This window comes from Marinobacter sp. F4218 (assembly GCF_019443085.1).
Taxonomy (GTDB): Bacteria; Pseudomonadota; Gammaproteobacteria; order Pseudomonadales; family Oleiphilaceae; genus Marinobacter; species Marinobacter albus.
Map to the genome: position 1 here is coordinate 229,198 of NZ_JAHZIL010000002.1, position 14,589 is coordinate 243,786.

Here is a 14,589-nt window from a genome sequence, read left to right on the forward strand (position 1 = left end):
CGCAGCTACTCTAAATTGGCTACCATGGCGTTGTTCTGTAACGGTGTGTAATCCGGCTTTTGTGCGAAAGCCCAGGCACTGCCATAACAACAACGTTTCAACGGACTTTTTCATGCGCGCCGATTTTACCTCACGCATTGTTTCCGCCAACCGCCTTAGCCTTGTGATGCTGATTGCCCTCGGACTAGTCGCGTGCAAAACCGAGAAGCCCGCCGACCAGCCTACAATCCTGGGCATTCCTCCATCTACCGCGTATCTGGGGGTGGAGTACTACTACAATTTCGGTGCCTACGGCGGCGAAACAATTCTCGATTATTCCCTGACTAACGCACCTTCCTGGCTCGCCCTGGAAGATACCAGCAACAAGGCGCGCCAGGGGATTATCATGCGTGGTGTGCCAGGGCTTACCGGTGGTAATCGCGGCGATCTGGACCTCGGCAAGGAGCAGGACATTAATCTGGTCACAACGGACGGCCGGATGTCGGGCGTCCAGCCCTTCGATATTGAGGTGAAGTACAACCCCTTGTCCCTGGAAGTGGAGACGTTCACCGAAGGCGAAAGCCCTGAAATCGCTGAAACTGCCCGCGAAAGCTGCGTTCAGCCTGATCTCGAGCCTTCCGGTGAGCATAGCTACACCATCAACCAGTACGATGAAGACGGGAATGTGACGGGTACCACTGAAGTGACCAGTCCAACTCGCCCGGTGGTCGCGAAGGTCATACTCGATCGTCCCTCGGTGACACGGGTCAGTGTGGCTTTCGAACTGAGCTCTGAATACGACCCGACCAAGTGTGATTCGGGCTTCGATGATCCCCATCAGCGTTGCGATTACAGTGAGGCCAACGTCGGCGATGCCAATGTCGGCCAGGATATTGTTGCTCTGGGCAGCAATAGTAGCTCCAGGCTTGGGGGCCTTGAGTATCTGACATTCCGGGAGGATGGACTTGGCGGGCTGCTGACGTTCGAACCCGGCGTTACCGAATGCTATATCCGGCTGGAAGTGATCGACGATACTTTCCCTGAGCCTTCGGAGGTTGCGCGGCTGACCCTCACGGAAGTGCGCAGCGGACTGGCCGGTCTGGGGGAGAATAACGAGGGCACCGAAATCAACCTGGTGATCGACGATGATGAACCGGTCCTGACCCTGGAAACCGTTGCTGGAGGCGCTCGTGACGCCCTGAATATCAACGGTGAGCGCGAATATGTCGGCGTGTTGTCAGGGGATCGTGAAGGGACCTTTAACGCCCGACTCAAGCATACGAAGGACTCTACTGCACGACTGGGTTCGGAATTCGTGATTGAGCAGGAACAGTCAGAGGGTGTCTGGGTTGAAAACGATGAACTGGTTTTTCCGGAGGCGGTGAATGAGCTTCGTTTCCGCATTCGGGTTTTGACGGACACCTACTCAAACACCGGGCTGAATGATCGATTTATTTTGCTCGGGGTTGATGAGAAGTACCAGGCCGGCCGTGAAAACTACGCTCGTGCTGTGGATGAGGGTCTGCTCAGGGTGAGTCTCAACGAGCTGACGTCGGCACTGGTATGGAACGACTCTGATGGTTTCGTAGCAACAAACTTTGCCATTGCCCATTCCGGCAGAATTTTTGTAACGGGTTTTGACCGCCTCAATAACGATCGGGTACTGGTGAAGATTTACGATCAGAAAGGCAACTTGTTGCAGGATATTGGTATTTCAGACGCAGGAGACGTGCTCGACTCCCCGCAGCCGGTGATCGGTACTGCATTGCGTAAGGTGTCCGAAGGAGCCAGCAAGGTAGACCGTTTCGAGTTTGCGGTGGCTTACAGCACCGATGTACCGGATACCGACGCCAAGGGCGGGGACGATGTGATTGTCTCGCGCTATTGGTTTGATGCGGCGACCGACGGTGGCGCATACGTTAACAGCTGGACCATCAGGACCGGCACCAGTGGCGATGACATTGTCCGCGCGGTTGGCATCAATGCCGAGGGTGGCTATGTATCGGTCGCTGGCGAAACCGATGGCACCTGGCCTGATCAGAACCGGACGGGGGCAGTGGACAGCTTCCTGCAGCGGATCGATACCCAACCGGATGGTGCTGACGAGATCCCGGTACTGGCCTGGACTCGACAGATCGGTTCGTCCGCCAATGATTCTGTGGCCGGCGGAAGCTCGGTTTCCATCGCGCCATTGCTTTTTGGTTCGGCTGCGGGAGCCGTGAACGGTGAGGCAGTGATTGGCGGGGTTGACGCTTTCTTCTTCAGCGCGTCCGGTGCTGAGAGCGCCGTGTCCGTCAAACAGGTAGGAACCGAGGCGAACGAGCCCGTGTCTGACGGACTGTTCGAGAACAATCTGCTCTGGTTGGTGGGAACCGGCACCGGGACTTACTCGGTGACGGAGGGCGATGACGGCGACAGCATTCTCGCTCGAAACCCGCTGAACAGCAGAGCCGGCTTCGTTTTTGCCTATTCGTCTGGAGGGGTACTCAATCGCGCATTCACCGTGAACGATTCGGATGATCTGTCCGGAGATCGTTTCGAGGCGGTCTTTATTTTTGACGGGGATATCGTGGTGGGCGGCGCCACCGATGGAGAGTTCAGCGCAGGTAACACGCCGGGAACCGGAGAGCAGGCGATTCTCGCTCGGGTGTCACTGACAGAGGAGGGCGAAAGCGCCGAGGAAGCGCCGTTCAGGAATGAGTGGCACTATCAACTACCCGAAGATGACACCGAAGTGCTGGTATTGGCCAACTATCGTGACGACGAAATCGTTGCTTTGGCGCGGCGTGGTGCCGCTCGGTTGTTGCTCGTTTTCAGTCCAGAAGGGGGTTTACTGTCTGCCCTGAATTAAACAGCACCCTCGTGACGACTGGTGCTGGCATACAGTTTCAGATAATCGGTGCTGGTAACGATGCCCGAGGGCTCGCCACCGGCATCGACTACCAGTGCAGCACTCAGTTGATGGGCCAACATCAGCCGGGCCAACTGGTGGGCATCGGTTTCAGGCGATGCCGTGAGGAAAGCCGGCAACTCAACATAGACCATGCTCTGGTTCAGCCCCTCCGCCGGATTGGTGTGCAGCCAACTCAGTAGCCAACGCAAATCCACAAGTCCCGCAACATGGTCCTCGGCAGTGATCACCAGATGGTGGACACCGTGTTCCTCCATGCTCGTCAGGGCATCGGATATTGTCGATGAGGCCGGCAGGGAATAGAGGGCGCGGGAACAGATCGTGGATACTGGCAAATATGCCCGCTGGCTTCTTGGCTCACCGGCGGCTGCGCCATACTCTTCCAGGGCGCGATGGCGGCCGGAATTGGCGGCCTGCTGGAACTCAGCATCCGTTACGTCGCTATGACTGGGACTGATGGAAGGGCTTTCCGTCAACTCGGTGACGTCGCCCACTCGGCGACCCCGGAAAACCTCCGGTAATCGGGTACCGACAGGACGCCCGGGTTCGCTGACGAAGATTGACATGGCTCTGGTTCCCCGCGATGGCAACAGGTATTACCTGATTATCGGCCGCATTTCAGGTTTCTTGAGTTTACTACGATCCCGAATCGTTCTCGTAGGTCCTGTGCATGCGCCGGCTCGCTACCCGGCGTGCGAGGTTCCTTGACAGGCATCGGGGTTGCCCTGAAAGCCAGTCGGCAAGGTATTCAGCCAGCAGCGGAGCGTAGGTAAGTCCCTTGCTTCCCAGGCCGGTAAACAGGTACATCCCACGGACAGGGTTGCCGTCCTTGTCCTGCAACTGGTCCGCAACGGGCTGATAATCGTGGGTGGTACACCGGAATCCGACCCGTCCTTCAATTGGCTCTCCGGTATTGGACTGATCGATCAGGATATCCGGCAGCATGGTCTCGAGTTCGGAGAGGTTCTGCTCGTTGCTTGCCGCTGTGGGGGCCGGGTTCATGTCTCGAAGATCAAAGGTTGCGCCAGTCACTGCGACGCCCTCATGAACAGGATTAAGGTACCTTGGGCCGCAGATGACTGCCTTCGGCGTCCGTACCTGTTTTTCCTCCAGATGGCTCACCTGGCCACGAATACTCTTGAAACGGAACTCCCCCGGGATTGGAAGAAGCTCCGGGGTTACATGCCCAGCACACACCACAACCCGATCAGCGATTAGATCGGCTGCCGTGGCTGACGAGAGACGCCACTGGCCCTGGGAGGGGGTGAGCTCTGTGACCTTGAAATCGAAGATCCTTTTTATGCCCGGGTGCTGGGCGAGAGACTTGCAGAGTTCGGAGGGCTCAAGCCAACCGCTGCGGGGAAACCAGAGTCCTCCGGATTGGGTGGGGACTCCGGTCAGTTGAGTGGCTTGTTCCTGGGTGACGGGGTACAGAACTTCCCCGGGGTAGTCATTCCTTGTCAGAAATCTTTGCTGGCGGTCAGCTTCCTGTTCGTTCCAGGCGAGCTGGAGCAGGCCGGTCGGATGCCAGTAATCCTCCGTGTAGGCACGGTAGATACGTTGACTGAACATCAGGGCAGACAGGGCCAGTTCGGTCTGGTCGTTGAACTCCACTCCGAGCTTGACGTAGGTGGCTCCCTGTCGGTTCCCTGAGGCGCCGGAACCGGCCTCAGGTGATGAGTCGACCAGTGTCACGGGTACGCCGCGTTCCGCCAGGTTACGCGCCAACAGGCAGCCGGCGATGCCTGACCCAACAATGGCAACCGAGCCCGGTGTGGCTGTGTCTCCGACTTCCGTCCCGGCCGGCAGTTTGCCGATCAGCATGTCCCGTTTTCGTCCATATCCCCGGGTTTTCCGCATCTCGAACCCGGTTGATGCCAATGCTCTCCGAATACGGCCAACAGAGGTAAACGTCGCCAACGTGGTTCCCGGTTTGCTGTGGGCGCGGATTGCAGTCATTGCCTGATCGAGCCACATTTCAGGATTCATGGAAGGGGCGAATCCGTCCAGGAACCAGGCGTCAGCCTGGAAGGTCAGCGCCTGCCAGGCTTCAAGGATGTCGCCGAAATACAGGGTCAGGCGGACGCGCCCGGCATCGAACAGGATCCTGTGCACCCCCCGGATCAGTGGCGGGTAGTGGTCGATTAGTTGTGAGGCGAGGGCGGAGAGCTCCGGCCAGAGATCAAGGGCTTTGGAAAGGTCTTCCCGTGTCAACGGAAAGCGTTCCACAGAGATAAAATGAAGCGATGCGGCATGCTCCGGGCCATGGTCGCGCCAGGCCTGCCAGGCGGCAAGGAAATTGAGGCCCGTACCGAAACCGGATTCAGCGATGACAAAATTCCCGCCTGCCGGAACCGTGCTGAACCTTTCTGGCAAACCGTTGTTGTCCAGAAAGACGTAGCGACTCTCCGCCAGCCCGTTGTCACGGCTGAAATAGACATCTCCAAACCTGACCGACTCCGGGACCCCTTCGTGCCAACGCACCGTTGCCGCCTCGATCCTCGGCGAAAGAACATCCGCAGTCATGGCTTTACCGGGGTTGCTCCAGTATCGAGACACTCTCGATCACCACGGGCTCCACGGGTACATCCGCCATCCCCTTGGAATACCCGGTTTCTACCCCGCCGATGGCGTCCACAACCCCCATGCCCTCGGTCACTTTGCCGAATACGGCATATCCGGCACCGCGAACGCCGGCATTCAGGAAGCCGTTGTCGACCAGGTTGATGAAAAACTGTGAGGTAGCGCTATCCGGTGCACTGGTCCTGGCCATGGCAACGGTGCCCCGAAGGTTCTTCAGGGTCGGACTGGCCTCATTCGGTATGGGATCGCTCGTGGATTTCCGGGAAAGTTTCGCGGTAAAGCCGCCCCCCTGAACCATGAACCCGGGAATCACGCGGTGAAAAACAGTGTTGTTGTAGAAGCCGCTTTCAGCGTACTCCAAAAAGTTCTCAACCGTTTTTGGCGCCACGTCCGGGCGCAGTTGCAGAACGAAAGGCCCTTTATTGGTAACAATCTTTACCTTGGGGAGCTGTTCCACGTTTTCCTGGCCCGTGCTCTGACCGTGGCTCTGGAGTGGCAGCAGGGCGGCCAAAGACAGAATCAGTGCAGGGATCACAGACCGGGACGGTTTTACGGAATTTGGCATTTTAACGGTTCTCTCCTCGTTAGTTGCAGAGACGTTTCCTGCAATAATTCATGGTATCTGCTTTCTGGAGCAGGATCTTAGCAGAATGCGGCGTTTTTTTCGGCGATTGCACAGGCGCAGTTTTTAGCAAGTGGGCTACGCTCAAGGGGTGTCGGTTTTACGATCATTTCATACCGGGCCGAGTTGTACGGTTTTCACTATGGGAAAGGAGAATCGAGTGAGAATCCGTCAGGGATTTGAAGAAAAGTCGCGTCTTGGGCGGCTATTGATCAGTCGCGGTTATTTGTCCGAGGAACAGCTCGAAGACGGTCTCCGGGTGCAGCGGGAAACCGGTCAGAGACTGGGGGAAGTGTTCATCCAGTCGGGCTGGCTCACCGAAAAGGAATTGCATCGGGTACTGAAGCACCAGTCGCGCTACCGCAATGCGGCGGCACTGGTCACCGTTGTCACCTTGCCGTTTCAGCCATTGGTCAGTTTTGCCGCGAGCAGCAGCACCAGTGCCGCACAGAGTTCCGCGGCGATGGGTGAGGTCTATGAGCGCGGCGCGATGAGGCCCCTGGTGGATTCGGAACTCGACCGGGTTCTCGGCCAGGGGGATCCTTCGCTTCTGGACCGGATTGAACAAGTCTCGAGGATGGCCGAAACCTCGTCGGAGAGTGATGGCAGCATCTCAGCCGATGTCATTGAGGGCCTGAAGCTGACCGCCAATATTTTTGTGCCGGTACTGAATTTCCTGGACTCGGACCTGACCATTTCCGGAGTTCACTACCAGGACGGGGAACCGCGCTACGCTGTGCGCGGGGATGGAGCGCTGACGCTGGCATTTCCGGAACGTATCGAGGTAATAAGAATGGATAACATCCGGGTCAGTGGCAGTCGAGGCCCGTCAATGGGTAATGTCAGCATTCACGATATCCGTTTCGATCCCGACTCGCGGATGACCATATACACGCGATAAAAAAACGCCCGGACTTCCGGGCGTTTTTCATTGGGAATATCGTCTGGTGTCACGCGCTGGCCAGGATGGTTCGGCTTGAGACCGTCGTATGCTCGCCTTTTTGACCGTACAGTTTCTGCTGGCCGGTGGCGCCCCGGAAGATATCGGTGAGGCGCGAGAGTCGCTTCTGAAGGTGGGCCATTACCCGCCCATTGTGTTGGTTCAAAGCCTGACATTTGCGCATGCTGGTGTCTGCCTGCTTCCACAGGTCATACAGCTCGGTAAGTCCGGCACTGCGCAGGAAGCGGGACGGTTCGCCGCTGTCCGGTTTGTAGCCCATGGCCACCAGGCAATGGATTTTCTGCCGGGCACGTCCCCGAACCTGTTCCAGAAGCTGGTTTTTCTCAGATGTGAGACCTTGCAAGGCCCGCACATCGGAGGAGGAGAGGCAGGCCTTCTCTTTCTGTAAAAGCTCTGCCAGTTCCTGCAGTTGATGAACATCCTGCGAGAGCAGGTCTTTCAGATCATCGATTGTGGCCATGTTCTACTCACCCGAATATGCTTTTATCCATATCAAGCATTTTCTGGGCCAGCTTTTCAGCATCGACTTTGTACGTTCCGTTTTCCAGGGCTGACCGGATTTCGGCGATACGGTCATCATCCATCTCGGGATAATCACCCAGTTTCTGCTCGAGCTGTTTCAGGTCTTTGGCCTGACTGCTGAGACTGACGTTGTCGCCGCGAGCTCCCTGGGTCTGGGTTTTCGCCTGTTCGCTGGGCTCCGGCTGGGTGTTCTGGCTGCCGGTGGATTTATCGGCTGTGGTCCTTTGGGTGTTGACCTGGCCTCGGCCAATTCCATTAAAGTCAACTGACATATCGTTACCTGCTTGCCTGTGGTGTCACGCCGGAGCATGACTTACTCGAGTGTGTATCTATGTAACGGCCGCGCCGAACAGTTCTTTAACGAAATTTTTCAAAATTTCATTACGCCTTGTCCATCTTTCGGCTGCATCTCCGGATAATCCGACGGCAGCAAATTGCCGCACGGCAGATCATTGCCTTGCAAGGCTTCTACATCGGAATCTCGACTCGTCCGGGAGCAACAACATTGGCTCTTATGGTGCGTGCAGTCCGAAGGTTCTCGACCAGAACCTGTTCACCGATGGAAGCATTGGCCAGGGCCTTACCCCTGGAGGTGACCGAGAATCCGCCACTGCTGGCGGTAATCATAACATGGTCACCCCGCTCCACTGCGTCCGGGGCAGCGAGCAGGTCCGGCGTAATGACAGATCCTCTATTGACCGGACGCCGCACCTCCATACCCGTTACGTCATCGGCGCTGCGCATAACGCCTCGGCGGCTGGCGTTAACAACCACCGACTGCGTTGTCAGCATATCGCTGGTGACTCGTTCTCCCCGTGCCAGGGGGCGGGCGGCAATCAGTGCGGGCCCATTAATGGAGACGGAAGCGGTGACAAACATACGCCAGGGTTTGCTGCCCTCGCAGGCAACCTGAAGGGAAGGGTGCGTACTCTTCCAGGGATCACCGGTGAATTCGACGGCAAGAGGGGCTTCGCAGCTCGCCAGCGACAGGCGGTCGTCCACCGTTCCGGCTTCGAAGGTTACTTCGTAGCCTTCCTCGGCCTGCTGCGTCGAAAAAGCCTCAAGGAAGCGGCTGGCCGCTTTTTCGATCTGGTCGGCGGTCGTCTTTGCGCTGGCGTCAGTGATCCCGGTCAGGAGCAGGAAGAGGGCGAAAATGGTGATGCGCATACGTGTCACTTTGTCCTATGCTGTCAAAAACCGTCCAAACCTCCCCCTCCAGAACTAAGGATTCGGGGCGGACAGCCGTTAAACAGGCTGGTTAAGGAAGCAACGACAAGATTTTGTCGTCTCCTTGATATAGAGAAAATGGCAGCAAAATGCATGCCGGCGGCAGTCCGGTGGGCCGGGAGAGAGAACATGGCAGGTGTATTGGACAGTGTGAACCAGCGGACCCAGCTGGTGGGGCAGAACCGGCTTGAGCTGCTGCTGTTCCGTCTGCGCGGCCGGCAGATGTATGGCATCAACGTGTTCAAGGTGAAAGAGGTCCTCCAGTGTCCGAAGCTCTCTTCCATTCCTAACAGTCGCACGGTCGTTCAGGGGGTCGCCCACATACGAGGTGAAACCATCCCGATCATCGATTTGAGTATGGCGATTGGGCTGCCAGGCATCCCGCAGGAAACCGTGCCAACGAGTTTTGTCATCATCACCGAGTACAATCGCAAGACCCAGGGCTTTCTGGTGACAGGTGTGGACCGGATCATGAACATGAACTGGGAAGACATTCTTCCGCCGCCCAAGGGTGCTGGCAAGGATGTCTATCTGACCGCTGTCACTAAAATAGAAGATAAACTTTTAGAAATCATCGATGTAGAGAAGATTCTTGCAGAAGTTTCTCCTCTGAGGGAAGATGTCACGGACGCCGTGCTGAGCAAGACTTCCGAGCGCGTCGCCGGGCATTTGCCGGTCCTTGTCGTGGACGATTCGGCTGTCGCCCGCCGCCAGATTGAGCGCTGTTTGACGGCGATCGGAATGACCGTTGTCATCAGGAACGATGGCAAACAGGCGCTTGAGTATCTCAAGAAGGTTACGGAAGATGGTTCAAATGCGTGTGACCATCTGGCGCTGGTGATTTCAGACGTCGAAATGCCGGAAATGGACGGGTATACACTGGTGTCCCGATGCAAGGATGATCCCGCACTCCGGGATCTGTTCATCATGCTTCATACGTCGTTGAGCGGTGTGTTCAACAGGGCAATGGTTCAGAAAGTTGGCGCGGACGACTTCATGGCCAAGTTCAGTCCGGATGAGTTGGCAGAGCGGGTCATGGAGATAATCGATCAGGCCTGATGTCACTGCGCACAGAATCACTCAGAACAGAGATCCAATGAAAGCGGATATAACGCCACAGGAATACGAAGCCTTCAAGACATTCCTGCAGGATGCCTGTGGTATTTTGCTGGGTGAGAATAAGCAGTACCTGGTGAAGAGCCGCCTTCGTCGCATCCTGGAAGAGAACGAACTCGAATCCCTCGGTAAACTCCTCGAACGCCTCAAACGCCCGGGCCGCGCGAACCTGCGTGAGGTTGTCATCGATGCTATGACGACCAACGAGACACTGTGGTTCAGGGATAACCATCCTTTCCGAATTCTCCAGGAAAAACTTCTGCCGGAGTTTGCCGAGCGTAAGACAACACAGCCGCTGCGCATCTGGTCTGCAGCCTGCTCTACCGGCCAGGAGCCCTACTCGGCAGGGATGATCGTGGAGGAGTTTCGACGCCAGCGACCCGGAAGGCTCCGGGACGTAAAAATAACCGCCACCGATATCTCCAGGAGCGTTCTGGAGGTGGCACGCCGCGGCGAGTACGAGATGATTGCCATCGGCCGGGGTCTCTCGCCGGAACGCCAGCGACAGTTCTTCACGCCGTCACCGAATGGCGGCTGGCAGATCAAACCCCAGTTGAGGGCCATGGTGGAGTTCAGGGAGCTGAATCTCCTGGAGCGCTATATGCTCGGCAAGTTCGACATTGTCATGTGCCGGAATGTCCTGATCTATTTTTCCGCCGACCTCAAGAAGGATATTCTGACTCGAATTCACGCGGCTCTGAATCCCGGTGGTTACCTGATCCTCGGTGCGTCCGAATCGCTCAATGGCCTGCCTGACCTGTATGAAATGGTGCAGTGCCACCCGGGCATTATCTACAGGAAAAAATAAAACTATGCCCCTCAATGTATGGGTCCTGGTTGCGGCGCAGGCGCTGGCCATGTGTACGGCGCCGTTCATTGTATTCATCGGCAGTATTCAGGGGCGCCTGCTCGCTTCGGCACCGGAATTTGCGACCCTGCCGGTTGGACTGGTCGTGGTGGGAACGGTTCTCGCCATTAAACCGGCGACCTGGTTAATGGAGAAAACCGGGCGCAAGCAGGTGATGCTGCTTGGTGCTGTCATGGGGATCCTTGCCGCCGTTCTCGGCGCTGTATCCAGTTGGCAGGGAAGCTTCCTGCTTCTCTGCATTGCCTCGGTAGTCGGAGGCACCGGACTGGCGGTTGTGCACCAGTACCGGTTTGCAGCCATGGAGTCGGTGCCGGCTGGTATGGCTGGGTCTGCGGCTGCCCGGGTTCTGCTGGGAGGTCTGGTGGCGGCGTGGCTTGGGCCGGAGGTGGCGGCCATCGGCAGCGGTACCGGGGAAGTTTATCCATTTCTGAGCAGTTGGGTGGCGCTCGGAGTGGTTCAGGCCGCGGCACTGATCATCCTTGCGTTGGGCTACAGGGCCAGAGGTGAGCTGGTCAGAAGCTCACAGTCCGGTGGCGGTCGGCCGCTGTCTGAAATTCTGAAAAACCCATTGGTGTGGGCTGCAATCAGCGCAGCCGCGGTGGGCTATGCCGTCATGAGTTTCATTATGACCGCAACGCCATTAAGCATGACCGAAATCGCGGGCCACGATCTGGACGACGCCAAACGTGTGATTCAACTGCATATCATGGCCATGTATCTGCCTTCCCTGATCAGTGGCTGGCTGACCCGGATGGTTGGTATTCCGATCCTGATGGCTGCTGGACTGGTCGCCTATCTGGGGTGTGTCGTGCTGGCGGCCAATGGCGTCAGCTTCCATCATTACCTCGGCGCGCTGCTTTTGCTGGGCGTCGGCTGGAACTTCCTGTTTGTTGGCGGTACCTCTCTGCTTCCGGAAGGCTACCACGACACTGAACGATTCCGGGTTCAGGGGCTTAACGATATGATGGTTTTTGGCTCCCAGGCGACCGCGGCCCTTACCGCCGGGGCCGTGCTGAGCTGGCTGGGGTGGGGCGGTCTGGTACTGGTTGCCATCCCGTTCCTGATGCTCCACGGAATACTGATGGCGGTCTGGCTGGTTCGATCACCGTCCTCGGCCCAGGAAGCCCATAGGAGAAACTGATGTTTATCGACTTTGACGGAATGAACTCCGCGGATGTCTATCATGCTCTGACCCAGACGGTTATTCCGCGACCGGTAGCCTGGGTTCTCAGTGAAAATCCGGATGGCGACTACAACCTGGCGCCGTTTTCATTCTTTACCCCTATTACCAGCAATCCGCCGCTGCTGATGTTTTCCGTCGGTCGAAAACCGACCGACAACGCCTTCAAGGACACTCGGGTCAACATTGAGCAGCGAAAAGATTTTGTAGTCCACATTGCCCATCGGGAACTGGCCACAGCGATGACTGAAACCTCCCGGACCCTGCCGCACGGTGAGTCAGAATTGGCTCGGCTCGGGCTGGAGCTCGTGCCGTTCGAAGGATCGCGATTGCCCCGGCTGAAGGATTGTCACGTTGCGTTCGCCTGTGAATTGTATGAAATCAAGGAGATTGGTGCGGCGCCCCAGAGCCTGGTCTTCGGTCTCGTGAAAGGGGCCTACGTCTCGGATCAGGCCATTGCGTACGATGACCAGAACCGGCTCAGGATTGATGCCGCCACCATTGATCCAATCGGCCGATTGGGTGGCAGTGAATACGTGACCTTCGGTGATATAGTGAAGGTGCCGCGCCCTTCCTGAAAGTACAGCGATGGTGGCTTCCGTGGATCAACTCAATCTGAGACACCTTTACTATTTCTGGATGATCAGCCGGGAAGGGTCGATTGCCAGGGCCAGTGAGGTATTGGAGCTTGCCCCCCAGACCCTGAGCGGCCAGCTGGCTACGTTTGAATCCTCGCTTGGAGGCCTTCTGTTCCAGCGGGAACGGCGCAAACTTATCCTGACAGACCTGGGGCGCACGGTCCTTGGTTATGCCGAAGAGATTTTTACGCTCGCCGGGGAACTCAATGAAACCCTCCGCCTTGCGCCTTCCGATCGCCCCCTTACCCTTTCCGCAGGAGTCTCGGCATCCATTCACAAATTGATAGCCTATTACCTCCTGCAACCGGCGATGGTTCTTCCCCGGCAGATTCAGTTGAACTGCCAGACTGGCGGCCCCGAGGATTTGCTGCTGCGGCTGAAACGTAAGGAGCTGGATATCGTGCTAATCGACCGCATGCCGAGTGTAAATGAGCGGGGAAGTTTTGCTGTGCATGCGCTGGCAGGGTCCACCATAAGCCTTTTTGCCTCGCCAGTGCTGGCCAGGAGGCTGCGAAAAGGCTTTCCAGCCTCTCTCAACGGTGAGCCATTATTGGCTAACGCCACCGATGCTCCCTATTTCGAAAAGCTCATGAACTGGTTCTCGCTGCAGGGGGTTCGGATGAACCTGGTGGCAAGAATCGATGACAGCGCACTGATCAAGGTTTTTGGTCGCCAGGGATTGGGCGTGTTCGCGGCGCCGACGGCCATCAGTGAAGAAGTTTGCCGGCAATATGAGGTTGAGCAGATAGCATCCATTGATGATGTGAAAGATGAACTCTTCGCGATTACGCGTGGCAAGAATCCCGCTCATGATGGCGTGCGTGCCATCTGCCAGGGGGATGTGAGCTTCCAGCCCATCCAGAGAGCCTCGAAATAATCGAGGTAATCGGCTTAAAAAAGCTTATTTTGTCGAGCTCTCAATCTGTCCATTATAAAACTGTTGGATGCGATTGCAGAGGAGCACTTGCCATGAAGACTATCCATAAATTTCGATTGGAGCAGGGGAAAGCGCCCACCACCCTCCTGCTTCGCGAGGGGTTTCGGGTTGTTCGGTGTGAATATCTTGTTCCCGACAAATCCGTTTATCTCTGGGTGGAACAGCCGTTGAGCGTTGGTGCTCGCAACCTTGAGCGGCAATTCCGGGTGGTATTTTCCGGTGAGCCGGTTCCCGATGACTACGTCTATCTGGATACCGCGCTGGACCCGTTTGGCCCAGAGGCTTACCACGTGTTTGAACTGCCCGCAGTCGAACGCGAACTCGGAATCAGCGGTGCCGATGTCCTGCCCGGCAGCAACTGGCGTCAAACAGCGTTGTCGTGATGATCTGATGGGCCCTTCGGGGCCCTTTTTTTGCTCTCCTTTTTATCTGGCGCCGTATGTTTCCCGCAAGAGTTGGGAAAGAAGCTGTTATTGTTGCGGATGCAAGGCGGGAGGCGAGCAACGGATCATGATGCGTGCGATGGTGGTGTGTGTAAGCATTTTTCTGGCGTCCTGTACGGGAGTGCCGGAGGGAATCCAGCCTGTCACCGGGCTGGACGTGGATCGTTACCTTGGGACCTGGTATGAGGTCGCTCGCCTGGACCACTCGTTTGAAGAAGGCCTGAGCAGGGTGACCGCTGAGTACTCGTTAATGGACGATGGCAGCATCGAGGTAACGAACCGGGGATACAATACTGAAAAGGGAGAATGGAGCGTCGCTGATGGTCGGGCCGTTTTCGTCGGTGATCGAGACACCGGGCATCTGAAGGTGTCGTTTTTCGGCCCGTTTTACAGTTCCTACGTGGTGTTCGAGCTGGACCAATCAGGGTACAACTATGCCTATATTACGGGCTATAACCGTGAGTACCTGTGGTTCCTGTCGCGTACACCCGACGTCACTGACGAGGCAATGAGAGCTTTTCGGGAGCGGGCAAAAGCCGAGGGATTCAACCTGGAAGGGCTGATCGTCGTCGACCAGAGCCCTGTGACCGATCAATAAGCCT

The 14,589-nt window shown here is 56.9% G+C and carries 15 protein-coding genes; 9 read left to right on the forward strand and 6 right to left on the reverse strand.

Translation table 11 applies throughout. The features are described from left to right. The first annotated feature begins 112 nt into the window (after positions 1-112). Positions 113-2,830, forward strand: coding sequence for a hypothetical protein (locus tag K0B93_RS01445; RefSeq protein ID WP_219865491.1), 2,718 nt, complete (start codon positions 113-115; stop codon positions 2,828-2,830). Here the strand turns inward: K0B93_RS01445 and K0B93_RS01450 are convergent. The 3 genes from K0B93_RS01450 to K0B93_RS01460 form a co-directional block, all read right to left on the reverse strand. Continuing rightward, on the reverse strand, positions 2,827-3,456 hold the full coding sequence (locus tag K0B93_RS01450; RefSeq protein ID WP_219865492.1) for a CBS domain-containing protein: 630 nt from the start codon (positions 3,454-3,456) through the stop codon (positions 2,827-2,829). The two genes, K0B93_RS01445 and K0B93_RS01450, sit on opposite strands and share 4 nt — an antisense overlap. Before the next feature lie 70 nt (positions 3,457-3,526). Next, a complete protein-coding gene (gene mnmC / locus K0B93_RS01455) occupies positions 3,527-5,416 on the reverse strand; it encodes a bifunctional tRNA (5-methylaminomethyl-2-thiouridine)(34)-methyltransferase MnmD/FAD-dependent 5-carboxymethylaminomethyl-2-thiouridine(34) oxidoreductase MnmC (RefSeq protein ID WP_219865493.1) in 1,890 nt (629 codons plus the stop codon). 4 nt (positions 5,417-5,420) lie between these two features. Next, the gene (locus tag K0B93_RS01460; protein ID WP_219865494.1) at positions 5,421-6,038 is read right to left on the reverse strand and encodes a peptidylprolyl isomerase; all 618 of its coding nucleotides are present in this window, start codon (positions 6,036-6,038) and stop codon (positions 5,421-5,423) included. Between the two features lie 217 nt (positions 6,039-6,255). On the opposite strand from K0B93_RS01460, the gene K0B93_RS01465 reads away from it, so the two are divergent. After that, positions 6,256-6,996, forward strand: a complete 741-nt coding sequence (locus K0B93_RS01465; protein ID WP_219865495.1) for a pilus assembly protein PilB — start codon at positions 6,256-6,258, stop codon at positions 6,994-6,996. Between the two features lie 49 nt (positions 6,997-7,045). Here the strand turns inward: K0B93_RS01465 and K0B93_RS01470 are convergent, their stop codons facing one another. The 3 genes from K0B93_RS01470 to flgA form a co-directional block, all read right to left on the reverse strand. Further along, positions 7,046-7,516: a flagella synthesis protein FlgN gene (locus tag K0B93_RS01470; protein ID WP_219865496.1), complete on the reverse strand. Its 471-nt coding sequence runs from the start codon at positions 7,514-7,516 to the stop codon at positions 7,046-7,048. Between the two features lie 7 nt (positions 7,517-7,523). Continuing rightward, a complete protein-coding gene (gene flgM / locus K0B93_RS01475; protein ID WP_219865497.1) occupies positions 7,524-7,850 on the reverse strand; it encodes a flagellar biosynthesis anti-sigma factor FlgM in 327 nt (108 codons plus the stop codon). 196 nt (positions 7,851-8,046) lie between these two features. After that, positions 8,047-8,745 (reverse strand): flagellar basal body P-ring formation chaperone FlgA, encoded by a 699-nt coding sequence (flgA, locus tag K0B93_RS01480; protein ID WP_219865498.1) that lies wholly within the window; start codon positions 8,743-8,745, stop codon positions 8,047-8,049. 189 nt (positions 8,746-8,934) lie between these two features. On the opposite strand from flgA, the gene K0B93_RS01485 reads away from it, so the two are divergent. The 7 genes from K0B93_RS01485 to K0B93_RS01515 all read left to right on the forward strand — a co-directional run bounded on the left by K0B93_RS01485 (position 8,935) and on the right by K0B93_RS01515 (position 14,585). Beyond that, a complete protein-coding gene (locus K0B93_RS01485; protein WP_219865499.1) occupies positions 8,935-9,864 on the forward strand; it encodes a chemotaxis protein CheV in 930 nt (309 codons plus the stop codon). Between the two features lie 37 nt (positions 9,865-9,901). Next, complete coding sequence (locus K0B93_RS01490) at positions 9,902-10,729, forward strand: CheR family methyltransferase (RefSeq protein WP_219865500.1); 828 nt, start codon at positions 9,902-9,904, stop codon at positions 10,727-10,729. 4 nt (positions 10,730-10,733) lie between these two features. Then, positions 10,734-11,930: an MFS transporter gene (locus tag K0B93_RS01495; protein WP_219865501.1), complete on the forward strand. Its 1,197-nt coding sequence runs from the start codon at positions 10,734-10,736 to the stop codon at positions 11,928-11,930. Continuing rightward, positions 11,930-12,547 (forward strand): flavin reductase family protein, encoded by a 618-nt coding sequence (locus tag K0B93_RS01500; protein ID WP_219865502.1) that lies wholly within the window; start codon positions 11,930-11,932, stop codon positions 12,545-12,547. Before K0B93_RS01495 ends, K0B93_RS01500 begins: the two co-directional genes overlap by 1 nt. A 22-nt stretch (positions 12,548-12,569) precedes the next feature. Further along, positions 12,570-13,484: a LysR family transcriptional regulator gene (locus tag K0B93_RS01505; protein ID WP_219865503.1), complete on the forward strand. Its 915-nt coding sequence runs from the start codon at positions 12,570-12,572 to the stop codon at positions 13,482-13,484. A gap of 92 nt (positions 13,485-13,576) precedes the next feature. After that, entirely contained in the window at positions 13,577-13,927 is a 351-nt protein-coding gene (locus K0B93_RS01510; protein ID WP_219865504.1) for a DUF7352 domain-containing protein, read from the forward strand. 127 nt (positions 13,928-14,054) lie between these two features. Further along, positions 14,055-14,585: a lipocalin family protein gene (locus tag K0B93_RS01515; protein WP_219865505.1), complete on the forward strand. Its 531-nt coding sequence runs from the start codon at positions 14,055-14,057 to the stop codon at positions 14,583-14,585. Positions 14,586-14,589 lie beyond the last annotated feature (4 nt).

Bases quoted from the DNA above. Each gene is read 5' to 3' on its own strand.
- K0B93_RS01445 (WP_219865491.1), top strand. From the start codon at position 113: ATGCGCGCCGATTTTACCTCACGCATTGTTTCCGCCAACCGCCTTAGC.
- K0B93_RS01450 (WP_219865492.1), bottom strand. From the start codon at position 3,456: ATGTCAATCTTCGTCAGCGAACCCGGGCGTCCTGTCGGTACCCGATTA.
- mnmC (WP_219865493.1), bottom strand. From the start codon at position 5,416: ATGACTGCGGATGTTCTTTCGCCGAGGATCGAGGCGGCAACGGTGCGT.
- K0B93_RS01460 (WP_219865494.1), bottom strand. From the start codon at position 6,038: ATGCCAAATTCCGTAAAACCGTCCCGGTCTGTGATCCCTGCACTGATT.
- K0B93_RS01470 (WP_219865496.1), bottom strand. From the start codon at position 7,516: ATGGCCACAATCGATGATCTGAAAGACCTGCTCTCGCAGGATGTTCAT.
- flgM (WP_219865497.1), bottom strand. From the start codon at position 7,850: ATGTCAGTTGACTTTAATGGAATTGGCCGAGGCCAGGTCAACACCCAA.
- flgA (WP_219865498.1), bottom strand. From the start codon at position 8,745: ATGCGCATCACCATTTTCGCCCTCTTCCTGCTCCTGACCGGGATCACT.
- K0B93_RS01485 (WP_219865499.1), top strand. From the start codon at position 8,935: ATGGCAGGTGTATTGGACAGTGTGAACCAGCGGACCCAGCTGGTGGGG.
- K0B93_RS01490 (WP_219865500.1), top strand. From the start codon at position 9,902: ATGAAAGCGGATATAACGCCACAGGAATACGAAGCCTTCAAGACATTC.
- K0B93_RS01495 (WP_219865501.1), top strand. From the start codon at position 10,734: ATGCCCCTCAATGTATGGGTCCTGGTTGCGGCGCAGGCGCTGGCCATG.
- K0B93_RS01500 (WP_219865502.1), top strand. From the start codon at position 11,930: ATGTTTATCGACTTTGACGGAATGAACTCCGCGGATGTCTATCATGCT.
- K0B93_RS01510 (WP_219865504.1), top strand. From the start codon at position 13,577: ATGAAGACTATCCATAAATTTCGATTGGAGCAGGGGAAAGCGCCCACC.
- K0B93_RS01515 (WP_219865505.1), top strand. From the start codon at position 14,055: ATGATGCGTGCGATGGTGGTGTGTGTAAGCATTTTTCTGGCGTCCTGT.